The following is a 22,441-nucleotide window of genomic DNA, read 5'->3' on the forward strand; positions in this document are numbered from 1 at the left end:
GTTTATTTCGCCACTAAATCGAAAACCCGCACCCAGTCGTCGCCGCGCGTTTGCCAGGTGAATCGCTTCGACGTGGCATAGGTCAGCGGCTGGTTAAATAAAAACACCAGCGGCGCCTGTTCACGCATCCGTTCGGTTGCCTGCTGGTACCAGGCGGCGCGTTTTTGCTTATCAACCGTTGAGCGGCCTTTCATCACCAGGCCGGCAAAAACGTCATCCTTCCAGTAAGCGCCGGGGTCGGTGGGCAGGTACAGACCCAGCAGGCCGTCGGCGTCCAGGGTCGGCCAGGCCTGGCCTAAAAACGCTGCCTGCCCCATATCGCCGCGGGTATAGGCGTTGGACCAGTTGGCGTATTCCATTTCCTTGATGCTGACGTTCAGACCCACTTCCTGCAGCTGGGCGGCGATCACCTGGCCGATTTCCTGGCTTAACAGATAACGTCCCAGCGGCACCTGCAGTTCAAAGGAAATGGGCTGCGGCAATCCCGACTCGGCGATAAGCTGGCGCGCCTTGTCCGGATCGTAGGGGTAGGGCTGCAGTTTATCGTTGTAGCCGAAATACATGGGCGACAGCAGCTGGCCTTTGCTGATGGCGCCGTGACCGTTATAAATGGCGTCGATAATGCCCTGGCGATCGATGGCGTAGTTCATCGCCTGGCGCAGCTTGAGGTTGTTGGCGAAGGGCGGCTTGAGGTTATTCATTTTAATGATCATCGCGCGGCTGCTTTCTCCCCAGCCGGCATGGGCGATGCCGCTGCTGTTGATGCGCGCGATATCCGTGGGCGGAATATCCAGCGCCAGATCCAGCTCGCCGGCCAGCAACGCCGACACCCGTACCGCCGGTTCGCTTATCATGCGCAGCACGACTTTGTCATGCGGCGCCGGCGTGCCGAAAACCTGGGTGCCGAAATACGTGGGGTTGGGCGTCAGCACCACCCGTTCGCCCGGCACGTATTCCGCCAGCTGATACGGGCCGCTGCCCATGGCCTCGCGGCTGGGATCGTGCGTCGCGGTCCAAGACGGCTCCATCATGAACAGCATGCTCAGCTGCGCCACCAGCCCGGGGAAGGGCATGCGCGTAATGATTTTCACCTCGTCGGGCGCCACGACGTCGACATGATCGATCAGGCTGTACCATTCCTTGACGCGGGTTTTATGCGCGGGATCGAGTAAATGATCGAAATTCCACTTTACCACCGCGGCATCCAGCGGCTTGCCATTGGCAAAGGTAATGCCCGGGCGCAGCTTGAAGTCCCAGGTGTTGTCGTCGATAGCCTGCCATGATTCCGCCACGATGCCGGTAATGCCGAGGTCGGGATTGCGTATCACCAGCGGCGAGTAGATATGGCTGATGACGCTTAAATCCGTCTGCACCACGGTGGCCTGCTGCGGATCAAGCGTCGTCACCGCGGCGGAAAAGGCAATATTGACGGTATCCGCCAGCGCGACCGCCGGCAGGCTGCCGGCAACGGATAATAACGCGGCGCAGCCCAGCAGTCGTAATTGGCGCGCTTTGCCTGACAAGGCAAGCCTGAGAACATGACACATGGTTGATCTCCAGTATGAGAGAACGGAGCGATGGGGAAAATCAGTGCATCCTGAGGTACTGCAATTCTTCCGCGATAACCGCGGCCATCATCGTCAGGCTGACCGGCCGGTTTTCCGCCGTCAGGCGTTTAATGACCGCCAGGCGCAGGGACTGGCGCAGGCGGCGCTCCTCACGCATCAGGCTCATGGCCAGCGCCGCCCGGATTTCGCGCGGCCAGACCCGATCCAGGCGATCGCGCGCGCTCCCAAGCGTAAACAGGCCGTGCGCGACGCTGCTGTGCCCGGCGCGCAGCCGCGCGGTGGCATCGGGGTCGAGCCGGCCGCTGTCGTCCACCGCCACGCCGTAACTGGCCCGGGCGTTGTAGACGGACACCAGGCCGCGCCGCACATCGCGGGCAACCTGGCGCGGATCGCGCAGGAAAGGGTCGCCAAAGCCGCCGCCCGAGGGCGAGGTCAGGCGCACCACGTCGTGGCGTTGCATCTTCAGGACATCAATCTTGCCCAGATTGCGCTCATCATCGGTGCCGGGATTGAGCAATACGGATCCCAAATGGCCGCATTGCCCACCCCGCGCGCCCCAAGACTGAAAATAGAAACGATTCATGCCGCGCACCGTCATCACCGCCTCGGGACCCGTATTTTCCAGCTCCAGGGCAATGGCGGCGCCGCTCTGCCAGCGGCCGGGCGCCTGGCTGTCGGTCACCAGGCCATACCGTTTCACCCGCATCACCGTTTCGGCCTCGATGGTTTCGGCGGGCACCGTGCGCAGATAACCGGAGCGGGAGTCCACCCCGTCGGTGCCGTCGAGGCCGAAACGTCCGCCGCCGCCGCCGCACAAGGGATTGATCACGCTGACGCGATTGCCCTCGCCATGGGGATCTTTGGCGGAAACCACGATCACTCCCGACATGCCGGGACCCGCCGCCGTGAGACCGTCGGCCAGGGCGGCGTTCAGACAGCCCAGGATGACGTCGTAAACGCGGGTGCTGGTGGTGACCCGCGAACCGCCGGCCGCCGGAAACTCGGCGTTCATCACCGTGCCGCGCGGGGCGATGACCTCAAGGGCGCGCAGCAGGCCCGCGTTACGCGGCGCTTCCGGCTCCCGGGTCAGGATATAATAGATAAACGCCTGCAGCGTATAGGGGTGGGCGCGCGCGCCGGTGACGTAGTTAAAGGCCGCCGCCACCTGCGGGTCGGTGCCGCTGAAGTCGAATACGATGCGCTCGTCGCGCACGCGCATCACGGCGTGGATATGGATAAAATCTCCTTCGCTCATGCCTTCGACATAATCGGCGAAGGGATAATCCCCGTCGGGGATGCGGCGTATAACCTGGCGGGCCTTGGCATCGGCCAGGGCCATGGACGCTTCCATGCCCGCGCGCACCGCCGCCACGCCATAGCGCTGGCACAGTTGATTCAGCCGCTTATCCATACTGGCCAGCGCCGATATCATGGCCTGGAAGTCGCCCCACAGCTCATCGGCGATGCGGCTGTTATCGATAAAGATATTGCGGATGGCGGTATCGAGCTGTCCGCGTTTGTAGAGTTTGGTCGGCCTGACGCGCAGGCCTTCCTGGAACACCTCGGTAAACGCCGGCGAAATACTGCCCGGCACCGCGCCGCCGATATCGGAGGCATGCACGAACGACCAGGCCAGGGCCACCAGCTCATTGCCGACAAAGACCGGCCGCACCATGGATACATCCATGATATGCGTCACCATCCCGTCGGTACTGAAGGGATCGTTGGTGATAATGCAATCCCCGGGCTCAAGATGTTCTACGCCGATGCCGTGCAGGCCGCCGGCTATCGGCAGGCCAATGAATGCGTTAACGCCGTTGTGGCTGGGATAGGCGAACATTTCGCCTGCCGGCGTGGCCAGCCCGCATTGAAAATCCTGTACCAGTTTGACGAAGGTGGTATGGGCGGTGCGATACAGGGTGACGGAGGCTTCTTCGACAATGGCGTTAAAGCGATTATTCATGATGACCGTTTGGATGGGATCCACAATCAATGCTCCTGCGTCAGGATAATGTCGCCGCCGGCATGCACCCTGGCGGTAAAAAAGGGCGGGACCAGCACGGTGGCGTCGCTCTGGCTGATAATGCACGGCCCCGGTACCTGGGCATCCACTCCCAATACGGTGCGGTCATAAACCGGGCAATCCTCCAGCAACGCCGCGCCGATATGCAGCCGCCGAAAGCCGCGGGGGCGGGGTCGGCCGCCGCCCGCCGGCCGCGTCGCCGCATTGCCTTCCGGCGCGGCCAGCGCGCCGCGCACCCGCACCCGCAGTTCGATAAATTCAACGGACGCCTCCGTATCGGCATGGGTATGCAAGCGTAAATGCTCCGCGTGAAACGCGGCGACGGCGAGCGTGGTGCTGATGCCGTCTGGGGCGGCCGCCTCAATGCGCACCGGGATCTGGAACGACTGGCCGCGATAGCGCATATCCGCCCAGTACTCCAGGGCGATCGCGACCACGTTGCCGGGGTCGGTCTGCCGCGCCAGCCAGGCCCTGGCCGCGTCCGCCAGCCCGGCAAAGGTCTGTTGCAAGCGCGCCGTATCCATCGCGCCCTGCTGTACGATGGCGATGGTGTCATGGGTCAGTTCGGCGACCACGCCGCCCACGGCGCAGAACACCGACGGATTGTTGGGCACGATAACCCGTGGGATGCCGATTTCCGCCGCCAGCAGCGGACCGTGGATGGCGCCGTTGCCGCCGAACGCCACCAGGGTCACGTCCTGCGGATCGACACCGTGGCGGGCCAGATAAGGCAATACGCTGGCGACCATATTGGAGGTGGCGATGGCGATGGCGGCGCCGGCCGCGTCCGTCTCCGTCGCGGCCATGCGCGCGGCCAGGGGAGCGAAGGCGGCGCGGGCCGCAGCGGTGTCCAGGGGCATCTCGCCGCCGAGAAAAGTGGCGGCGTCCAGATAACCGCATAATAAGTAGGCGTCGGTCACGGTAGGCTCGGTGCCGCCGCGCGCAAAACAGGCGGGGCCGGGCCAGGCGCCGGCGCTTTTGGGGCCGACGCGGAACACCGGCCCGTCGAAACGGCCGATGGAACCGCCGCCGGCGCCTATCGCCTCGATGCCGGTAACCGGCATGGTCAGAGGGAACTCGCCGACCTCGGTTTGCTCCACCACCGTCGGCATGCCGGCGCGGATCAGGGAAATATCGGTGCTGGTGCCGCCCATATCCATCGTCAGATAATGCTGCTCCGGCGCCGCGCGGGTAATCAGCTGCGCCGCCGTTACCCCGGAAGCGGGGCCGGACAGGAGCGTATGCACCGGGAAATGGCGCGCCTCGCGCGCGGACATGGCCCCGCCGTTGGAGCGGGTGATAAACAGCTGGACGTGGCGCAGACGGCTGGTCAGGTAGTGTTCAATCTGCCCCAGGTATGAGGACATCCGGGGCTTAACATAGACATTAAGCAACGCATTGACCGCCCGCTCGTATTCGCCGGGGCGCGGCCACACCTCGCTGGACAGGCAGACATCCAGGGACGGCGCGAGCCGCCGGATCACTGCGCGCGTTTCCCGCTCATGGCGGGGATCCTGATAGCTGTTGATATAGGCGACGGCGATGCTGTCGAGCCCGGCGGCCACCACCTGCGCCACCGCGCCGGCCACCGATTCCGCCGACAGCGCGTCGATAACGCCGCCGTCAGCCGCCATGCGTTCGCGTATTTCAAAAACCTGGTGCCGCTCGATCAACGGCAGGCCGCGCGTGCCGCGCAGATTGGTGGGATCGAGCAGACGCAGGCGCTGCAGTTCCAGGATATCGCGAAATCCCTGGGTGACGAACAGGGCGACCGGCGGCTGTGAACGCTCGATCACGGCGTTGGTGCTCACAGTGGTGCCGTGCATGACCACCACCGGTTCTTCCGGCCCCACGGCCAATGCCGACAATAACCGCTCGAAGCCCTGTTTAAAACCCTCGGCAAAATGGGGCGGAGTGGAGGGCACTTTAAAACAATATAACGGCGCCTGCCGCGCGTCGCTGCGCCAGACGACAAAGTCGGTGAACGTGCCGCCGATATCAACTCCCACTCTTATCATGCGATTAGCCCTTGTGCCGCCGACGCCGCGTCCCGGCGAAAATGGCGCCCTGATGAAGTCTATTGGTATATACAATATAATAAAGAACTGGGATGTAAATATCATTATGATGAAAAACAGAGCAATATTCATACGAATATCCTATGATAAAGCAGCGTTAAAACAGTAAATTAATGTGTTTATCGGGGTGGAAACGCCGTGTTCATATAGGCTTATTTTATGTATATACATAAAACGAAGATAAAAATGAATAAGAAAAAATGATAGCGCGAATTTGCTTTTTGTTTTGTATATACTTAATCGCTGATACTTTGGGAAAACCTCCATTATGAGCAAAAACGAGTCACCGCTACACCAAGCCCCGCCCGCTCACGCCGAGCCAAGTCCGCTCATCCCTAAGCGTTCGCGGGTCAAACCCCTGCCCATCCATCAGGGCATCCAGAACGATATTAAAAACAAAATCCTCAGCAACGAGTGGCATCCCGGCGATCGGGTGCCCACCGAACAGGAATTGATGGCGGTCTATCAATGCTCGCGAATGACGGTAAATAAAGCGCTGTCGACGCTGGTGGCCGCCGGGATGATTGTGCGCAAGCGCCGGAAAGGGTCTTTCGTCGCCATGCCGCGTGTCGAGGAGCCGTTGCTGGCCATTCAGGATATTCGCGCCGAAGTCCTGGCCAGCGACAGCATGTACAGTTTTTCGCTGCTGTCGCGCGGCATCCGCACTATTACCGACGCGGTCGAAGCGGAACATATCGGCATACCCGTTAACGCACGCATGCTATGTATCGATGTCATGCATTACGCCGATAACCTGCCTTTCGCCCTGGAGGCGCGCCAAATCAATCTGGCGGTAGTGCCGGAAGCGGCGCAGGAGGAGTTTATCGAGATGCCGCCCGGCAGCTGGTTGTTAAGCAATATCCCCTGGTCGGAAGGCGAGCACTCCCTGCGCGCTATTTCCGCCGACGATGTGCTGGCGCGGCAATTATCGGTATCGCCCGGCACGGCGTGCATTTCCATTGCCAGGCGCACCTGGCTGTCGGGGGAGCTGATCACCTTTGTGCGCTTGATTTATCCGGGGGAACGCCACCGCTTTTTAGTGCGTTTCGGGCCCAGCCCGGCGAATTTGCAGCGGGATACGCCCAACCCGGGCTGAAACCCTCCCGGTGTTTTTGGCCGACATCCTGTGAGCCACTGGATTGTGATAAACACGTCTGCGTGCTTCGAATACTGGTGGATTGCGCTAAAGGGTTTCGACGCTATAGTCGCTTTATGGATGAGTTCGCGCCGGAGCCGGCGGAGAGGCTTGGGGCAAGGATTAGGTTGTGCCGGTGGGGGTTTGGTTTGCGGTTGGCGGTAAGCTTTATGTTGCCGTGGCGCGGGTTTCGCTTGCCGTGCGTTAAGGTACCCTGCGTCAGGGTGCGCTAGGGCATATATCGCCTCGGCGAAGGTTCCGTTTGCCGTGCGTTAAGGTACCCTGCGTCAGGGTGCGCTAGGGCATATATCGCCTCGGCGAAGGTTTCGTTTGCCGTGCGTTAAGGTACTCTGCGTCAGGGTGCGCTAGGGCATATATCGCCTCGGCGAAGGTTTCGCTTGCCGTGCGTTAGGGTGCCATGCGTCAGGGTGCGCTAGGGCATATGTCGCCTCGCGAAGGTTTCGCTTGCCGTGCGTGAGGTGTTCGTATGTGTTGCCGGGTACCGGCAAGCGACAAAGAGGCCGTACCGCGACGGCCTCCTTGACCTCCGCGCGTCCGGCAGGTCGTGCGCCGCTGCGCGGTTCCCGGCATCACCCATCCCGGCTTTTGGACCGCACGGGACGCGCTCCCGGCGCGGCCCTTAGCTTTCGCCGCTCCCGGCGGCTCATCCAGCCGCGATGTGCGCCGCCGGCGCACTCTATGCCGGCACCAGGTCAACACCATCGCCTGTGAGTAAAATAGCGTTTTTGGGTTTCTTGCGGCATGCACTTACCGGGAAGGTATCAGTATTCATTTTGCGATAAAGTTTACAGCCTGATGGTTAATGGCTAATGGCTAATGCCAAACGATAAATGCTCAAAGCCAAATGGCTAATGCTAAACGTTAAATGCCCAAAGCCCAAAGCCCAAAGCCCAAAGCCCAAAGCCCAAAGCCCAAAGCCCAAAGCCCAAAGCCCTATGTCTAATGTCTAATGCCATATGCTCGCTTCCGGCTTTAAATTAAAAGCGCCAGGTGCGATGTATCTAATACGCTTACAGATTCGGGGGACTAGGGCATAGGCCGGGTTTGGCGGGCTGTAATTTCATGCTGCGGCTGTTTACCTCAATGATTGTCAGCTTCCCGGCTCACTCTTCCTTCTCCTTATCAACAGCGGCGCTATTGTTTCTTACTATTTATTACTGACAGCGATAGTCGGGCCGGCATAGAGCGCGCTGACGGCGCCTGTGACCCCGGCATGAGCCGCCGGGAGCGGCGAAAGGCCCGGTTGCGCCGGGAGCGCTAACCGGGCCGGTGCATAACGGGGGAACTGGCGGCGGAAGGCATCGCGCAGCGACGCGCGACCTGCCGGACGCGCGGAGGTCAAGGAGGCCGTCGCGGTACGGCCTCTTTGTCGCTTGCCGGCACCCGGCACTACATAAAACAACCAAACGCACGGCAAGCGAAACCTTCACCGGCGCAACATAGTCCTTACCACCAGCCGTAAACCAAACCCCCACCGGCGCGGCAGATCCCCCCGCAAACGATATAAATCTATCCGTCCTGAAGTCAATCCGGTCAAAAGCCACTACATTTGATATCTTATGTATATACTCTAATAATAATATAATATTTATAAAAATCAAATATTTAACTTAAATCTATCTAAAATAGCGCAAAAATCATCCATATAATTATCTTATTTGTATATACATAACTTGACGCCCCGTTTTGCTGGCGGTATGTTCAATTTCATCGGGTTAAACAGATGTTAACGGCCTGGATATCATTCTCGTGTGACGACGTTATCAACAGCAACCAAGGTGTCGGGAGAGCAGGGTGAATAAAAAACAATTGATTATCGGTACCGTGTTAAGCCTGTCGTTCGGCATCGCGCCGGGGTGGGCAAACGCCGCCGTCGCCGCACCGGCGGATATCAAGGCGAAAGGGCAACTGACCTTTTGCTCCGACCTGGAAAACCCCCCGGCGGAAGGCATGGCCGAGGACGGCAAAACACCCAGCGGCGCCGCGGTGGATATTATGAATGCGCTGGGCAAGACCCTGGGAGTGAAAACCCAGATCGATAATTATCAATTTTCCGGTATTTTTGCCGCGCTGGATACCGGCAAGTGCGACCTGGTCATGGCCAGCCTGGGGAAAACCCCGGAACGCGCGGAGCGCTATGGGCTGGTGGATTACTGGCGGGTAAAGTCCGGCCTGCTGGTGGTCAAGGGAAATCCCCTGCATCTGGCGTCGTTTGCGGATCTCTCGGGCCGCCGGGTGGCGGCGTTGATGGGCAGCCGCAATGAGTCGGTGGTCAAGCAGGAAAGCGACAAACTGGTGAGCGAAGGTAAACCGGCGATTACCCTGGTGTCGTTGGGCACCAACGTCGCCGCGTTCCATGATTTGCTGCTGGGCCGCGCCGATGCCATGGTCGGCGATACGGTGGTGATTAATTTTTACATGTCGAAGGCCAAAAATAAATTCCAGACTGTCGATATGCCGGTGCCCGCCAAAACGTGGGTGGTGGCCATGGTGAAAAACAATACCGACCTGCGCCAGGCGATCCAGGCGGCAATGGATGAACTGAATACATCCGGCGCCATGACGAAAATCGTCCAGAAATGGGGTATTGAACATGGCGTAGCCCTGTGCGACAGCGAACACCCCTGCGATTGACGGGGCGGCCATGCTGTGAGGAGCGTACCGTGCTAAATCAAATTCATATGCAATTTAATCTGCCATTTTTCCTGAATTTTGTGTTTCATCCGCAAGCCGTTTTATTTCAGGGGCTGATATTAACGATTGTTTCCGCTGTACTGTCCCAGCTTATTGGCACGGTATTAGGTATTACATTGGCAATGGCGGGAATAAGCCGCTTATGGATATTAAAGGCGTTTAACCAGCTTTATATTTGGTTTTTTCGCGGCACGCCGGTATTGGTACAATTGGTACTGATTTATTTTGGCCTGCCCTATTTACTGGGTTTTGATATTTTCCCCGCCGTGATGCCGTTGGGGCCGTTCATGATTTCCGGGGCGGTGGTCGCGGGCATTGTGTCTTTCGCCCTGCACGAGGCGGCGTATATGAGCGAAATTACGCGCGCCGGCATTATATCCATCGACAGCGGCCAGGCCGAGGCCGCCAAAGCGCTGGGCATGCCGCCGCGGTTGCTGATGCGGCGCATTATTCTGCCGCAGACCATCCCGGTGATTGTCCCCGCGCTAGGCAATCAATTTAATAATATGCTCAAGACCACGGCGTTGCTCAGTATTATCGGTGTTTCAGAAATGTTTCGTGTCGCGGAGCAATTACAGGCCGCCACCTTTATGACGTTTGAGGTTTATCTCGGCATCTCTATTTATTATTTGCTGCTGACCGCGTGCTGGACCGCCATCCAAATGCTGTTGGAAAAAAATCTCAACCGGCATTTAAAAGGGGCGAGCATAAAGCGGCGTGCCAAAAAATCCTCATCTCTTTTAGCGGAGCTTGCCGATGAGCGTTAATCAATCAGATAGCCTACCGGATGCGGTCGTCTGCCGTGACGTAATGAAATTCTATGGCGAACTGCCGGTACTGCGTAATGTGTCGTTGACGGTGAAAACCGGCGAAACTACGGTGATTATCGGCCCGTCCGGTTCGGGAAAAACCACGCTTATCCGCTGTATCAACCGGTTGGAGAAAATTCAGCAGGGCACCATCCACGTCGGCGGCGCCCTGATGGGATACCGCATGAAAAACGGCCTGATGCAGGAAGACAGCGAGAAAAATATCGCCAAGCTGCGCCAGCGCATCGGCATGGTTTTTCAGCGCTTTAATTTGTTTTCACATATGACCGCGTTGCAAAACGTCATGGAAGCGCCGGTAAGCGTCCTGCGAATGAATAAAAAACAGGCGCGCGACAACGCCGCGGAATTATTGGCCCGGGTGGGCCTGGCGGATAAATTAGCCTATTACCCCACGCAATTATCCGGCGGGCAGCAGCAGCGCGTAGCGATTGCGCGCGCGCTGGCGATGAACCCGGAGGTCATGCTGTTTGACGAACCCACCAGCGCCCTTGATCCCGAAATGATTGGCGAAGTGTTAAGCGTAATGCAGGACCTGGCGCGCCAGGGCATGACCATGATCGTGGTGACCCATGAGATGGAATTTGCCAGGAATGTCGCCGACCGGGTGGTCATCATGGACGGCGGCGAAATTATCGAGCAGGGACCGCCGCAAAAAATATTTATTGCGCCGGAGAATCCAAGAACAAGGACCTTTCTGAATAAGGTATTACACAAAATATAAACATCGCCCGGCGGTGGATTATAAGACAACGTATTTTTACCAACGAGGAATAAAGATGGGACGTTTAATTGATATAAGCTGGCCCGACCTGGGCGTTACCGTGGTCGCTGAATTAAATGATGAAAAGAACCCCGAGCTGTGCGAAGAGTTCTGGCAGCACCTGCCGTTTAAAGTGCTGCAGGCGCATCCGGTTGTGTCCGGCGCATCCATGTATGCCTGGACGCCCATCGTCAGCAGCGCGCCGGTGCACCATCGCGAAATGATTACCGATTGCCCGGTGGGCCGGCTGCGTTATTCCCAGTCAACGGGCAATAAAATGTCGATTCAATATGGCGTCGGCCTGGAGCCTTTGGCCCAGCCGGTATTGGGACAGGTGCTGGCGGAATATTGTCATTTACTGCCCGATGTGGGCAAGGCGGTGTGGAATAATCTCTTCTGGCAAAAGGATAAGATTTTTGTCGAGGTTTCCGCTCATGATAAGCAGGCCCACCCGGGCGTACCGCGCCAGCCCGCGGCCACCACGGACGCGGCCAAACGCTTCCTGGCGGAAGCCGACAGGATCCAGTTGACGGAGCCCGAAGACCTGCGCGCCATCCGTTTGGGACAGGTGGAGTCCACCGGCACCTACGGCCAGTATTTTACCGCCTGGGATTTCGCCAACGGCATGCTGCGTGATTATATTATGTATACCATGTACCCGTTACTGACGCTGACCAATACGCTTTCGGTGCAGGATTTTAATAAAACGCTGCGGGAATTCGACGTGCCTTACTCCAGCTATTTAGGCGTCAGCGGGTTATATCAGTTGGAAGAATACGCCGGTATCTTGCGCGAGGCGGTAGCCGCGGCGCAAACCAAAGAAGAACTTCAGGAATTGCTGCGCGCTTTTCTGAAATATGGCAATCGCCTGTGCGCCTGGTCTTATCACTATTTCCCATGGTATCTGGGCATGTTCTATAACCGCCAGCTCGGCGGCCAGGAATTTCCGGGCCGTTGGAATCCTGAAAAAGTCTGAGAATAATGGCCACGCGCCCGCGTTAAGCCCGCCGGAACGCTTTTGCCGGCGCAAACGGCCTGCGGCGGGTTGCGCGCCGCATTCAGCCGGGAGGCAATATGTTGACTATCACACCCCAGGATAAAGCGGCGTTTCAGCGCGATGGCGCCGTTATTATCCGCCAGGCCTTTTCCCGCCAATGGCTGGAGAAAGTGGAGCAGGGCATCATGGCTAATATCGCCGCGCCCAGCGATCACGGCCGCTATACCGACCCCGAAACTAAACTGTTTTTCCAGGACAGCGATAACTGGCGGCGCATTGCGGCCATCAAACAATTTGTTTATGAATCGCCCGCCAAGGAAATCGCCGCCGGCCTTCTAGGGTCCGGCAAAATCAATTTCCTGCATGATCATGTGCTGGCTAAAATGCCCGGCGCCTCCCAGCGCACCCTGTGGCATCAGGATCAGCCGTATAGCCCGGTGGACGGCAATGACTTTTGCACCCTTTGGCTGCCTACCGGCGCCGTGACGCGCGCCACGGCGCTGGAATTTGTCGCCGGCTCGCACCGCTGGGGTAAATGGTTCCGTCCCCAGTGGTTCGCCACCGGCCAACTGCGCGAGGGCGACGACGACAGCTGGGACATCCTGCCGGATATTGAAGCGCGGCGGCAAGACTACCGGATTATCAGCTGGGCGCTGGAACCCGGCGACTGCCTGGTGTTCCATGGCCTGACCCTGCACGGCGCCGCCGGCAATTTCCAGGACGCGCCGCGGCGGGTGTTATCCACCCGCTGGACCGGCGATGACGCGGTTTTCCGCTACCGCAGCGGGAAAATGTCGCCCCCGGCGCCGCTACAGGACGCCCCGCAAGACGGCGGGGCGCTGGATTGTCCCTCCTTTCCGGTCGTCTGGCGGGCGCCGCACCGTGGAGGGCATTAACCTCGCCATCGCACCGGGCGAGCGGCTGGTGCCCAGCGGCTGCGGTAAAACCACCACGCTGCGCATGGTGGTAGGGTTTATCCAGCCTGGCGGCGAGTTCCTGTTAAACGGCCGCCAGGTCGCCGACGCCCGTTTTTATGCTGCCGCAGTAATATTAAGTATTTCCCCCCGTCGGCCGATAACATTATACGTTGAATTATTCTTTATTTTCCGAATCAGTCAAACCGCCTTGTTTCCACGCATCAATCGCTATTTTTATTGGGGAAAGTATGGATAATTTTCAACAAGAGGTAGAGGAGAGAACCAATCTCACCTCATCGAACCGATTTGAACTGCTGTTATTCCGCCTGGGGTCGCCCCCCGATGAAGAACACGCCGAATTGTACGGCATCAACGTGTTTAAGCTGCGTGAAATAGTGCCGATGCCGAAGCTGACCAAAGCCGCCGGCATGACGTCGCCGCTGATGGGCATGGCGAATATCCGCGGCGAGATTATGCCCGTTATCGATTTGCCGGCCATCGTCGGCTGCGTGCCGAAGACCGGGTTGAATATCTTGCTGGTAACGGAATATGCCCGCAGCACCCAGGCTTTCGCGGTGGAATCCGTCGACGATATCGTCCGTCTTGAGTGGAGCCAGGTCCTGGCGGCCGAGGCGGGCGTCAGAAGCCGCAATATCACCAGCATCGCGCGCCTGAACAATGATAAAACCGACACCCCGCTGGCGCTGGTGCTGGATGTTGAGCAGATTTTGTATGACATCATTCCCGCCAATCGCACGGCGCACCTGGAAAGCGAAAAGAAGCAGACCTTTACCCTGAAACCAGGGGCGGTGGCCATTGTGGCGGAGGACTCCAAAGTCGCCCGTTCGATGCTGGAACAGGGCCTGACGATGATGAACATCCCCTTCCTGACGCACGTCACCGGCCTGGAAGCCTGGAAAAAAATCAATAAAATGGCGGAAGAAGCGCGGGCGGAAGGCATACCTGTCACGGATAAAATCGCGTTTGTGTTAACCGATCTGGAAATGCCCGAGATGGACGGTTTTACCCTAACGCTGAATATCAAACGCGATGAGTTCCTGAAACACATTCCCGTTATTATCCATTCGTCCTTGTCGGGCAGCGCCAATGAGGACCATGTGCGCAAGGTCGGGGCGGATGCGTATGTGGCAAAATTCGATATCAACGACTTGGAGTCCGCCATCAAGCGGGTGCTGCCGTAAAGACGGCCGCGGTTCCCTGAGCCGTCATGGCGCGGCCGGAATCCTGCCCCCGACCGCGCCGTTGCTGTCGTTCTTAGTTCAGCCTGGCCTTGGAAAAATCACTGCCGTTAAGGCTGACGCTGTAGCCGGTGACATTGGCGCGCGTGGCATAAAAGGTATTACCGTTTGCCAGCGGCACCCACGGGGCCTGTTGATGGAACACGTCCTGCGCTTGTTTATACAGCGCGGCGCGCTGGGCCGGATCGCTGATGACCTTGGCCTGTTTTATCAGCGCGTCATACTGTTTGTCACACCAGAACGCCGCGTTGGACCCGCTGTTGATACTGTCGCATCCCAGCAGTACATTGGCGAAATTATCCGGATCGCCGTTATCCGACATCCAGCCGAACAGCGCGGAGGCGTGTTCGCCCTTGCGGATGCCGGCAAGGTATTCACCCCATTCGAAAGTGATGATTTTTACCGTCACGCCCACCTTGGCCCAATCGCTCTGGATCATTTCCGCGATGCGGCGGGAGTTGGGATTATACGGGCGCTGCACCGGCATCGACCATAAATCCGTGGTAAAGCCCTGGGCAAAACCCGCCTGCTTCAGCAAGGCCTTGGCCTTGGCCGGGTCATAAGGATAATCGGCGAGATCCTTATCGTAACCGAGCATATTGGGCGGAATGGGCGATTTCGCCACCGTGCCGGAACCGAGAAATACCGCGTTGACAATCGCTTTTTTATCCACCGCATAGTTTAACGCCTGGCGCACCAGAACATTATCGAACGGCTTTTTCGCGGTATTAAAGGCCAGGTAGCCCACGTTCATGCCGTCCACGCTGTGCAGCACCAGATCTTTATTGCTTTTGATTTGGTCAAAATTGACCGGGTTCGGCGCGGGGATAATCTGGCATTCGTTTTTCTCAAGCTTGGCCAGACGCGTGCTGACGTTGGGGGTAATAGAGAAAATCAGGCGTTTGGTGGGCACGTCGCCCTGCCAGTAATGCGGATTGGCCTCGTAGCGGATCAGGGAGTCGACTTTATAGTCTTTCAGGTTATACGGGCCGGTGCCGATGGGATCGGTGTCCACCCGCTCCGGCGTGCCGGCCTTCAGCATGGCGTCGGCATATTCCGCGGAGAGGATGGAGGTAAAGTCCATGCCCCAGTCGGCCAGGAACGTGGCGTCGGGTTTGCTCAGGGTAAACTGGACATGCCGATCGTCCAGTTTTTTCACTTCCTGGATAAGGGTACCCAGGCCGACGTCGTTAAAGTACTCATAGGCGGCGTGGGACACGTTATGATAAGGATGATTGTCGTCTTTTTGCCGCAGTACGGAGAAAATAACGTCGTCGGCGTTAAAGTCGCGGGTCGGGGTGAAATATTTATTGCTGTTGAACTTAACGCCCTGGCGCAGGGTAAACGTATAGGTTTTGCCGTCGGGACTGATGGTCCACGCCTCGGCCAGGGAAGGGATGGGCAGATTATCGCTTTCCCGGAAAGTGATCAGCCGGTTATACAGCACCTGCGAGCTGGCGACAAATGACGGGCCGGAGCTGGCAATCTGCGGGTTGAACGATTCAGGCGAGGCTTCTGAGCAATAGACCAGCACATCGTTGGCCGCCGCCAGCGCGCCGCCCGCCGGCAGCATCGCGGCGATCAGCAGTGCGAGAGAGGTTTTACGTAAATCCATTTTTATTGCCTTAATAAGGTGATTAATAGGAAATGAATCCGTGATTGTTCGTCTTGCCATTATAAGCGGCGGCAGGCGAAATGGAAAAAATCCTCTGCTTATAAATGCCCGGCTTTTAGGTATAAGCGCTGCCCTTTGGCAGTATTGCCTGGCGATCTGCCGGCGGAATTTGCCAGCCGGGAGACATTCTTCTTGTAAAGAAGGTGTGATCTCTGCGGGAGGGCGGGCATTGGCAACGCCGGGTAGCGATACCCGCAACCGAATGCGGATTTATCCGCGGCCAGGCGCCGGTTACACTTTCCCCTCGCGACCCTTCCCGGCAAGGCGGCCTATCGGCGGCAGGGAGAGGAGAGGGTGGGGAAGGATCCTTTCAGCCGCGCGGATATCAACTACTCCATTGGAAAACTTATGTTATATGAGCTAACGACACTGTCCGTGCCGGCGCTGGAACTTGATACGGCGTCAGCCCGGGCCTGGGCATGGGTGACGGCGCCCGGTGCCGGGGGAAGAGTGGTGGGTTTCTGGCGTACCGAGCTTGGCGAGCTGTTCCAGTTACTCCTGCTGCGCGAGTTTCACTCAGAAGAGGCATTGTGGCGGGAGCGACGGCGGGCGCAGCTGGACAGCACGCCGTTTAATATCGTAAATGCGCAAACCGCCCTCAGCATGGAAAGTTATCAGCCTTTTCCTTTCCTGCCGCCCGCGCCGTCCCAACTGGCGCAGCCGGGGGCCTGTTATGAATTCCGCACTTATTGGCTGAAGCCCGGGGGATTATCTCCCACGCTTGCGGGATGGGCGCAGGCGCTTGCGCCGGCGCAGGCTTACACCTCGCATCTGATCATCAATATGTACGCGCTGGACGGGCCGCCGCGCATCACGCATATCTGGACCTTCGCCAGCCTGGAGGAGCGCGCCCGTTTACGCGCGGAACACTATGCCGCGGGACTGTGGCCGCCAAAGGGCGGGCCGCAGCAGATTATCCGGGCTGCCTCGTTTATCTGCCTGGCGGAAAACCGCCGCGCCGGGGATGCCTGACGCCGGATTTGCCGGCGTCTGGCGCCGTGCCTGGCTGTCAGGCCCGGCGGCGAAAAGCGTTGTTTTGCCCGGCGGCGCTGGATTATGCTGTGGTTCTAGCCCCCCGCCAAGGAGACTCTATGACCACCAGCCTGATGATCGCCAACCGGCAAACCTGGTTCGGCGCCGGCAGTATCAGCCAACTGCTTCCCCTGCTGCAAGCCGACCCGCAGCCGACGCTGTTGTTCAGCTGCCGCTCGTTCCTTGGCGGGGCGATCTATGCCGGGATGGCGGATGCGCTGGCGCCCCTGCTGGCCGGCACCGAGATCGTCGGCCATGAGGCGTCGCCGCAGGATATTGACGGGTGGGTGGCGCGCTGGCGCGGCAAAGCGCGGCGCATCGTCGCCATCGGCGGCGGCAGTGTGCTGGATGCCGCCAAGGCGTTCGCCGCCCTGGCGGAGCATCCTTTGCCGGCGCTGCGCTATATGGAAAAGGTGGGCGACGCCAAGGTGAGCGGCGCTACGCTGCCCTTAATCGCCATTCCCACCACCGCCGGCACCGGCAGCGAAGCGACGCAAAACGCCGTGATCACCGATACCCGCACCCATAAAGTCAAGGCGTCGCTGCGCCACCCGAACTTTGTGCCGCAGGTGGCCATCCTGGACCCGCAACTGCTGGCCGGCGCGCCGGATGCGGTGCTGGCCTGCTGCGCCATCGACGCGTTCACCCATCTGTTCGAGGCGTATCTGTCCAAAACGGCAAGCAGCCTGTCGCGCGAAATGTCGCTTACCGGTATCCGTCTTTTCCTGCGGGCCTGGCCGGCGTTAAACCGCAGCGCCGATGCCCGCGAGGCTATCATGCAGGCCTCCTACCTGGGCGGGCTGACGCTGAGCATGGCGGGACTGGGCGTGATCCACGGCATCGCCGGTGAAGTCGGCGCCTTGCGCAGCTACCATCATGGCCAGGTCTGCGGCCGGCTGCTGCTGCCGTTTCTGCAACTGCTGGCGGACAGCGACCACCCCCGGCAACGGGCACTGATGGCCGCATTGGCCGTCAGCGTCCTTCCCGCAGGGCGGGACGACCCGGAACGTTATCTGCTGGAATTTATCACCCGCAACGCCATTGTCCCTTTCTGGCGGGACGACCTGCCGCTCAGCCCGGAAGAACTGGCGGTGTGCCTGGAAAAATCCACCAGCAAAAATGCGCTGCTGGACTACCCGCCGGCACAGCTCCGGCACATGATTGTCACGGCGTTTCGCATCGAATAGCGCCATCAGCCCGGCGGTGACCGCCGGCATCATACGTCACGCGCTCTCCCGAAGCCCGCGCGGGGAAACATAAGAAGGATTTTCTATTCTGCTTATCCTCGCCGCTCAACCTTCCTGTCGCCAAAATCAAGATTACCGGTTTTGCCAATAGCACGTTTTGGTAATAACCCATGACGCACAGCAATACCTGGGAAAAATAAGTATTTATATCAATCTGTTAATTTTGCAAAAAGTAAAAGTGTTACCGGTAACTGTGTTTGAAGTTTACATAAGTTAACATTTTTATAACTTGTGCTGACAAAAATTCCGCTTATTCTGGCGATAAAATTATCATACAAATAATTATTAGCGCCCTATGTTACCGGGCTGGTGACGGTGGCGCTCAGCACATTGATTAACACCCTTAATGGAAGATCTATGAGCAAGCAAAACGATGAGGACATCCCCTCACGGCGGCGTTTTTTGCAACAAACGCTGTCGATTATTCCCCTGGCCGCGGCGGGGGGCGGCCTTGTCTCCTTCGCCGGCCAGGCAACCACCGCCACATCCGCTGGCGTTTCCGCCCACTACGTTCCCACCTTTTTTAATAATGATGAATGGCGCTTTATCCTGGCCGCCGTCGACCGGCTGATTCCCACCGATGAATATGGGCCGGGCGCGGTAAGTGAAGGCGTTCCGGTTTATATCGATAAGCAAATGGAGTTGCCCTACGGTTACGGCCATCTCTGGTATATGCAGCCTCCTTTTGCCGACGCCGCGCCCGAATTGGGTTATCAGTCCCCGCTGGCGCCGCGCGATACCTATCGCCGCGGCATCAAGGCCGTCAACGATCATTGCCGGCAGTTCTTTGCCAAAGAATTCGCCGCCCTGAGCCAACAACAGCAGGAATCCGTGCTGCGCGAATTGGAAAGCGGCAAGCTGACGTTTGCTAATGTGCCGGGCGCGCTGTTTTTTGCCCAGTTGCTGGACAACGCCAAAGAAGGTTACCTGGCCGATCCCATGCACGGCGGCAATCAAACGCTGGCGTCGTGGCGGCTGATTGGGTTCCCGGGCGCGCGCGCCGATTACCAGCAGACGATGGACAACCCCAATAAGCCCTATCCATTGGGACCGGTCAGTATTTCAGGGAAAAGGAGCGTCTGACGTGGCGATAAAACAAGACCCGGTCGATATCGTTATCGTCGGTTTCGGCTGGACCGGTTCGCTGATGGCGATGGAACTAGCGGAAACCGGCCTGAATATCCTGGCCCTGGAGCGCGGCGAGCAGCGCGATACCTATCCCGATTTCGCCTACCCGCGCATAATGGATGAATTGACCTACGGTATCCGGTTAAAGCTCTTTCAGAATGCGTCAAAAGAGACGGTAACCGTGCGGCATACCACCAGCGAAACCGCGCTGCCTTACCGGCGTTTTGGCTCCTTCCTGCCGGGTGACGGCGTCGGCGGCGCCGGTGTGCATTGGAACGGCATGCTGTGGCGCCCCCTGGAGGCTGATCTGCGCATGCGCAGCACCGTGATTGAGCGGTACGGCGCGGATTTTATCCCCCAGGATATGACGGTGCAGGACTATCCCTTTACCTACGCGGAGATGGAGCCGTTTTTCGATAAGTTCGAAAAAATTTGCGGCACCGCCGGACAGGCCGGCAATCTCAAGGGCGAAAAAATCGCCGGCGGCAACCCCTTCGAGGCGCCGCGCCAGAACCCGTATCCGACCAAGCCGCTCAAGCAACAGTATTCCGGCATGCTGTTTAGCAAAGCGACGACCGAACTGGGCTATCATCCGTTTCCGCTGCCGGCGGCGCTGTGCAGCGAACCTTATACCAATCCCTATGGCGTTCAGTTGGGGGTGTGCAACTACTGCGGTTTTTGCGAGCGCTTCGGCTGCTTTAATTACGCTAAGGCGTCGCCGCAAAGCACCGTGCTGCCGGCGCTTTATCAACATAAAAACGTTGAGCTGCGCACCCAGTGCCATGTGCTGCGCGTCAATACCGATGCCGCCGGCACCCGGGCGACCGGGGTCACCTATATCGACGCTAACGGCCAGGAAGTTGAACAGCCCGCCAGCCTGGTGGTGCTGAGCGCGTTCCAATTGCACAACGTACGTTTGCTGCTGTTGTCGAAAATCGGCAAGCCTTACAATCCCGCCACTGGCGAAGGCGTGGTCGGGCGTAACTATGCCTACCAGATGAACGGCGGCGTCGCGTTGTTCTTCGACCCGGACACCCATTTCAATCCCTTTGCCGCCACCGGCGCCACCGGTACGTTTATCGATGATTTCAACGCGGAAAACTTTGACCACGGCGGGCTGGGATTCATCGGCGGCGCCACGCTTTCCGCCACCATTACCGGCGGGCGCCCCATCCAGCAGATGAGCATTTCCAACCAGGCGCCAAAATGGGGAACCGGCTGGAAGAAGGCGATCAAAGATAATTACCTGCACACCATGAGCGTCGGTTCGTCCGGATCGGTGATGCCGTATAAACAGTGTTACCTCGATCTCGACCCTACCTATAAAGATCATCACGGCCAGCCGCTGCTGCGCATGACCTTTGACTGGCAGCACAACGAGCTGAAAATGACCCATTTTATCGGCGGCAAGGCGGAGGAAATCGCCAAGGCCATCGGGCCTGAGCATTACGAAATGGGTTTTAAAGGCATGAACGCCCACTACGATGTACGGCCCTACCAGTCCACTCATACCACCGGCGGCGCGGTGATGGGCGATAATCCCGCCACCAGCGTGGTGAACAAGTACCTGCAAAGCTGGGATGTCCCCAACCTGTTTGTGCTGGGCGCCTGCTGTTTCCCGCAGAACCTGTCGTATAACCCCACCGGTATTGTCGGCGCCACCGCGCTATTTGCCGCCAATGCGATTCGCACGCAGTATTTGGCCAACCCCGGACCGCTGGTCCAGGCTTAACAGGGAAGGGACTGAGATGAGCACTCTATGGAATGCAGCGCTTCCCTTGCTGGCGCTGGCGCTGTTGCCGGCCGCGGTCAACGCGGCAGTTAGCCCGCCGGCCGGCAAAGGACAATATCTGGCCACCGCCGGCGACTGCGTGGCCTGCCACACCGCCGCCGGCGGCAAGCCGTTTACCGGCGGGCTGAAAATGTCCACGCCGCTGGGGGCGATTTACTCCACGAATATTACGCCGGACAAAGACACCGGTATAGGCGACTACCGCTATGAGGATTTTGCCAAAGCGGTGCGCGAAGGCGTGGCGAAGGACGGCCATCACCTCTACCCGGCCATGCCTTATACCGCGTTCGCCAGGATTAATGATGAAGATATGCACGCGCTGTATGATTTTTTTATGCAGCAGGTGCCGGCGGTGAAGCAGGCCAATCGCGACAGCGATATTCCCTGGCCGCTGAATATGCGCTGGCCGCTGGCGGCCTGGAACTGGGTATTTCATGATGATGATGCGTTCAAGCCGGACCGCGGCCAAAGCGAAGAGTGGAACCGGGGCGCCTATCTGGTGCAGGGGCTGGAGCATTGCGGCACCTGCCATACGCCGCGCGGCATCGCGTTCCAGGAGAAGGCGCTGGATCAGTCCGACGACGCCTACCTGACCGGCGGCACGCTGGAGGGCTGGCATGCGCCCAATCTTACCGGTACGGGCAAAGACGGCCTGGGGCGCTGGTCGGCGGATGAGCTGGCGATGTTCCTGAAAACCGGCCATACCGATACCAGCGCGGCCTTCGGCTCCATGACGGATGTGGTGGAACACAGTACGCAATACCTGAATGACGCGGATTTGCGGGCGATGGCGGTCTATCTTAAATCGTTGCGGCCGTCCGCCGCGGCGCCTGCGCCGTACGCGGATGATGTCACTTCCGCGGCGCTTATCCGGGGCGATATGAGCAAACCGGGGGCGCAGGAATATATGGACAACTGCGCCGCCTGCCACCGTATCGACGGCCGGGGTTATGCCAAAACTTTCCCGGCGCTGGCGCGCAATCCGGTCGTGTTGAGCGACGATCCGTCGTCGTTAATCAGCATCGTTTTGCATGGCGGTAAAATGGCGGTCACCAGGGACGCCGTGACGGGCCTGACCATGCCGGACTTCGGCTGGCGCCTGGACGACAAACAGGCAGCGGATCTGCTCAGCTTTATCCGCGGCGCCTGGGGCAATGACGCGCCGGCGGTGAGTGCCAACGCGGTGGCAAAACTGCGCCACGCGACGTCGACGGTGGAGCGCAAGGACCCCAATAAGGCCAATGAGCCGAATACCGGACAGGCGCATCAGTAACGCGTTTAGCCT

At 58.9% G+C, this 22,441-nt stretch carries 17 protein-coding genes; 13 read left to right on the plus strand and 4 right to left on the minus strand.

Features of this window, described 5'->3' with window-relative positions; genetic code table 11:
• Positions 1 to 2: 2 nt before the first annotated feature.
• Genes ACL2XN_RS00735 through ACL2XN_RS00745 form a run of 3 tightly spaced genes read right to left on the minus strand, consistent with a single transcriptional unit; the run spans position 3 to position 5,609 of the window.
• Complete coding sequence (locus ACL2XN_RS00735) at positions 3 to 1,547, minus strand: ABC transporter substrate-binding protein (protein ID WP_413729865.1); 1,545 nt, start codon at positions 1,545 to 1,547, stop codon at positions 3 to 5.
• A 40-nt stretch (positions 1,548 to 1,587) separates the two neighbouring features.
• Positions 1,588 to 3,555 carry a hydantoinase B/oxoprolinase family protein gene (locus ACL2XN_RS00740; protein WP_413723173.1) on the minus strand — a complete coding sequence of 656 codons (1,968 nt, stop codon included), beginning with the start codon at positions 3,553 to 3,555 and terminating at the stop codon, positions 1,588 to 1,590.
• A gap of 2 nt (positions 3,556 to 3,557) precedes the next feature.
• Positions 3,558 to 5,609, minus strand: coding sequence for a hydantoinase/oxoprolinase family protein (locus ACL2XN_RS00745; RefSeq protein ID WP_413729866.1), 2,052 nt, complete (start codon positions 5,607 to 5,609; stop codon positions 3,558 to 3,560).
• Positions 5,610 to 5,937: 328 nt separating this feature from the next.
• Here ACL2XN_RS00745 and hutC point away from each other — a divergent pair, with 328 nt between their 5' ends.
• From hutC to ACL2XN_RS00785, 8 genes are all read left to right on the plus strand, one after another.
• On the plus strand, positions 5,938 to 6,765 hold the full coding sequence (gene hutC, locus ACL2XN_RS00750; protein WP_410014496.1) for a histidine utilization repressor: 828 nt from the start codon (positions 5,938 to 5,940) through the stop codon (positions 6,763 to 6,765).
• Positions 6,766 to 8,619: 1,854 nt separating this feature from the next.
• The gene (locus ACL2XN_RS00755) at positions 8,620 to 9,459 is read left to right on the plus strand and encodes an ABC transporter substrate-binding protein (protein WP_413723169.1); all 840 of its coding nucleotides are present in this window, start codon (positions 8,620 to 8,622) and stop codon (positions 9,457 to 9,459) included.
• A 29-nt stretch (positions 9,460 to 9,488) separates the two neighbouring features.
• Positions 9,489 to 10,286, plus strand: coding sequence for an amino acid ABC transporter permease (locus tag ACL2XN_RS00760; protein WP_410014498.1), 798 nt, complete (start codon positions 9,489 to 9,491; stop codon positions 10,284 to 10,286).
• On the plus strand, positions 10,276 to 11,070 hold the full coding sequence (locus ACL2XN_RS00765; protein WP_410014499.1) for an amino acid ABC transporter ATP-binding protein: 795 nt from the start codon (positions 10,276 to 10,278) through the stop codon (positions 11,068 to 11,070). The genes ACL2XN_RS00760 and ACL2XN_RS00765 overlap by 11 nt, the downstream gene beginning before the upstream one ends.
• 55 nt (positions 11,071 to 11,125) lie before the next feature.
• Positions 11,126 to 12,085, plus strand: coding sequence for a hypothetical protein (locus ACL2XN_RS00770; RefSeq protein WP_410014500.1), 960 nt, complete (start codon positions 11,126 to 11,128; stop codon positions 12,083 to 12,085).
• Positions 12,086 to 12,183: 98 nt separating this feature from the next.
• Positions 12,184 to 13,002, plus strand: coding sequence for a phytanoyl-CoA dioxygenase family protein (locus tag ACL2XN_RS00775; protein ID WP_413729867.1), 819 nt, complete (start codon positions 12,184 to 12,186; stop codon positions 13,000 to 13,002).
• Positions 12,989 to 13,279 (plus strand): ATP-binding cassette domain-containing protein, encoded by a 291-nt coding sequence (locus ACL2XN_RS00780; protein ID WP_410014502.1) that lies wholly within the window; start codon positions 12,989 to 12,991, stop codon positions 13,277 to 13,279. The genes ACL2XN_RS00775 and ACL2XN_RS00780 overlap by 14 nt, the downstream gene beginning before the upstream one ends.
• On the plus strand, positions 13,272 to 14,225 hold the full coding sequence (locus ACL2XN_RS00785; protein ID WP_410014503.1) for a chemotaxis protein: 954 nt from the start codon (positions 13,272 to 13,274) through the stop codon (positions 14,223 to 14,225). The genes ACL2XN_RS00780 and ACL2XN_RS00785 overlap by 8 nt, the downstream gene beginning before the upstream one ends.
• 73 nt (positions 14,226 to 14,298) lie before the next feature.
• On the opposite strand, the gene ACL2XN_RS00790 is transcribed toward ACL2XN_RS00785, so the two are convergent.
• On the minus strand, positions 14,299 to 15,897 hold the full coding sequence (locus ACL2XN_RS00790) for an ABC transporter substrate-binding protein (protein ID WP_413729868.1): 1,599 nt from the start codon (positions 15,895 to 15,897) through the stop codon (positions 14,299 to 14,301).
• Positions 15,898 to 16,305: 408 nt separating this feature from the next.
• Here ACL2XN_RS00790 and ACL2XN_RS00795 point away from each other — a divergent pair, with 408 nt between their 5' ends.
• From ACL2XN_RS00795 to ACL2XN_RS00815, 5 genes are all read left to right on the plus strand, one after another.
• Positions 16,306 to 16,929, plus strand: a complete 624-nt coding sequence (locus ACL2XN_RS00795) for an NIPSNAP family protein (RefSeq protein ID WP_410014505.1) — start codon at positions 16,306 to 16,308, stop codon at positions 16,927 to 16,929.
• A 119-nt stretch (positions 16,930 to 17,048) separates the two neighbouring features.
• Positions 17,049 to 18,176: an iron-containing alcohol dehydrogenase gene (locus tag ACL2XN_RS00800; protein WP_413729870.1), complete on the plus strand. Its 1,128-nt coding sequence runs from the start codon at positions 17,049 to 17,051 to the stop codon at positions 18,174 to 18,176.
• A gap of 417 nt (positions 18,177 to 18,593) precedes the next feature.
• Entirely contained in the window at positions 18,594 to 19,319 is a 726-nt protein-coding gene (locus ACL2XN_RS00805) for a gluconate 2-dehydrogenase subunit 3 family protein (protein WP_413729871.1), read from the plus strand.
• Position 19,320: 1 nt separating this feature from the next.
• The gene (locus ACL2XN_RS00810; RefSeq protein ID WP_413729872.1) at positions 19,321 to 21,096 is read left to right on the plus strand and encodes a GMC family oxidoreductase; all 1,776 of its coding nucleotides are present in this window, start codon (positions 19,321 to 19,323) and stop codon (positions 21,094 to 21,096) included.
• Positions 21,097 to 21,112: 16 nt separating this feature from the next.
• Complete coding sequence (locus ACL2XN_RS00815; RefSeq protein ID WP_413729873.1) at positions 21,113 to 22,429, plus strand: c-type cytochrome; 1,317 nt, start codon at positions 21,113 to 21,115, stop codon at positions 22,427 to 22,429.
• Positions 22,430 to 22,441 lie beyond the last annotated feature (12 nt).

It is taken from the genome of Sodalis sp. RH22, from assembly GCF_047324165.1.
GTDB lineage: Bacteria > Pseudomonadota > Gammaproteobacteria > Enterobacterales > Enterobacteriaceae > Acerihabitans.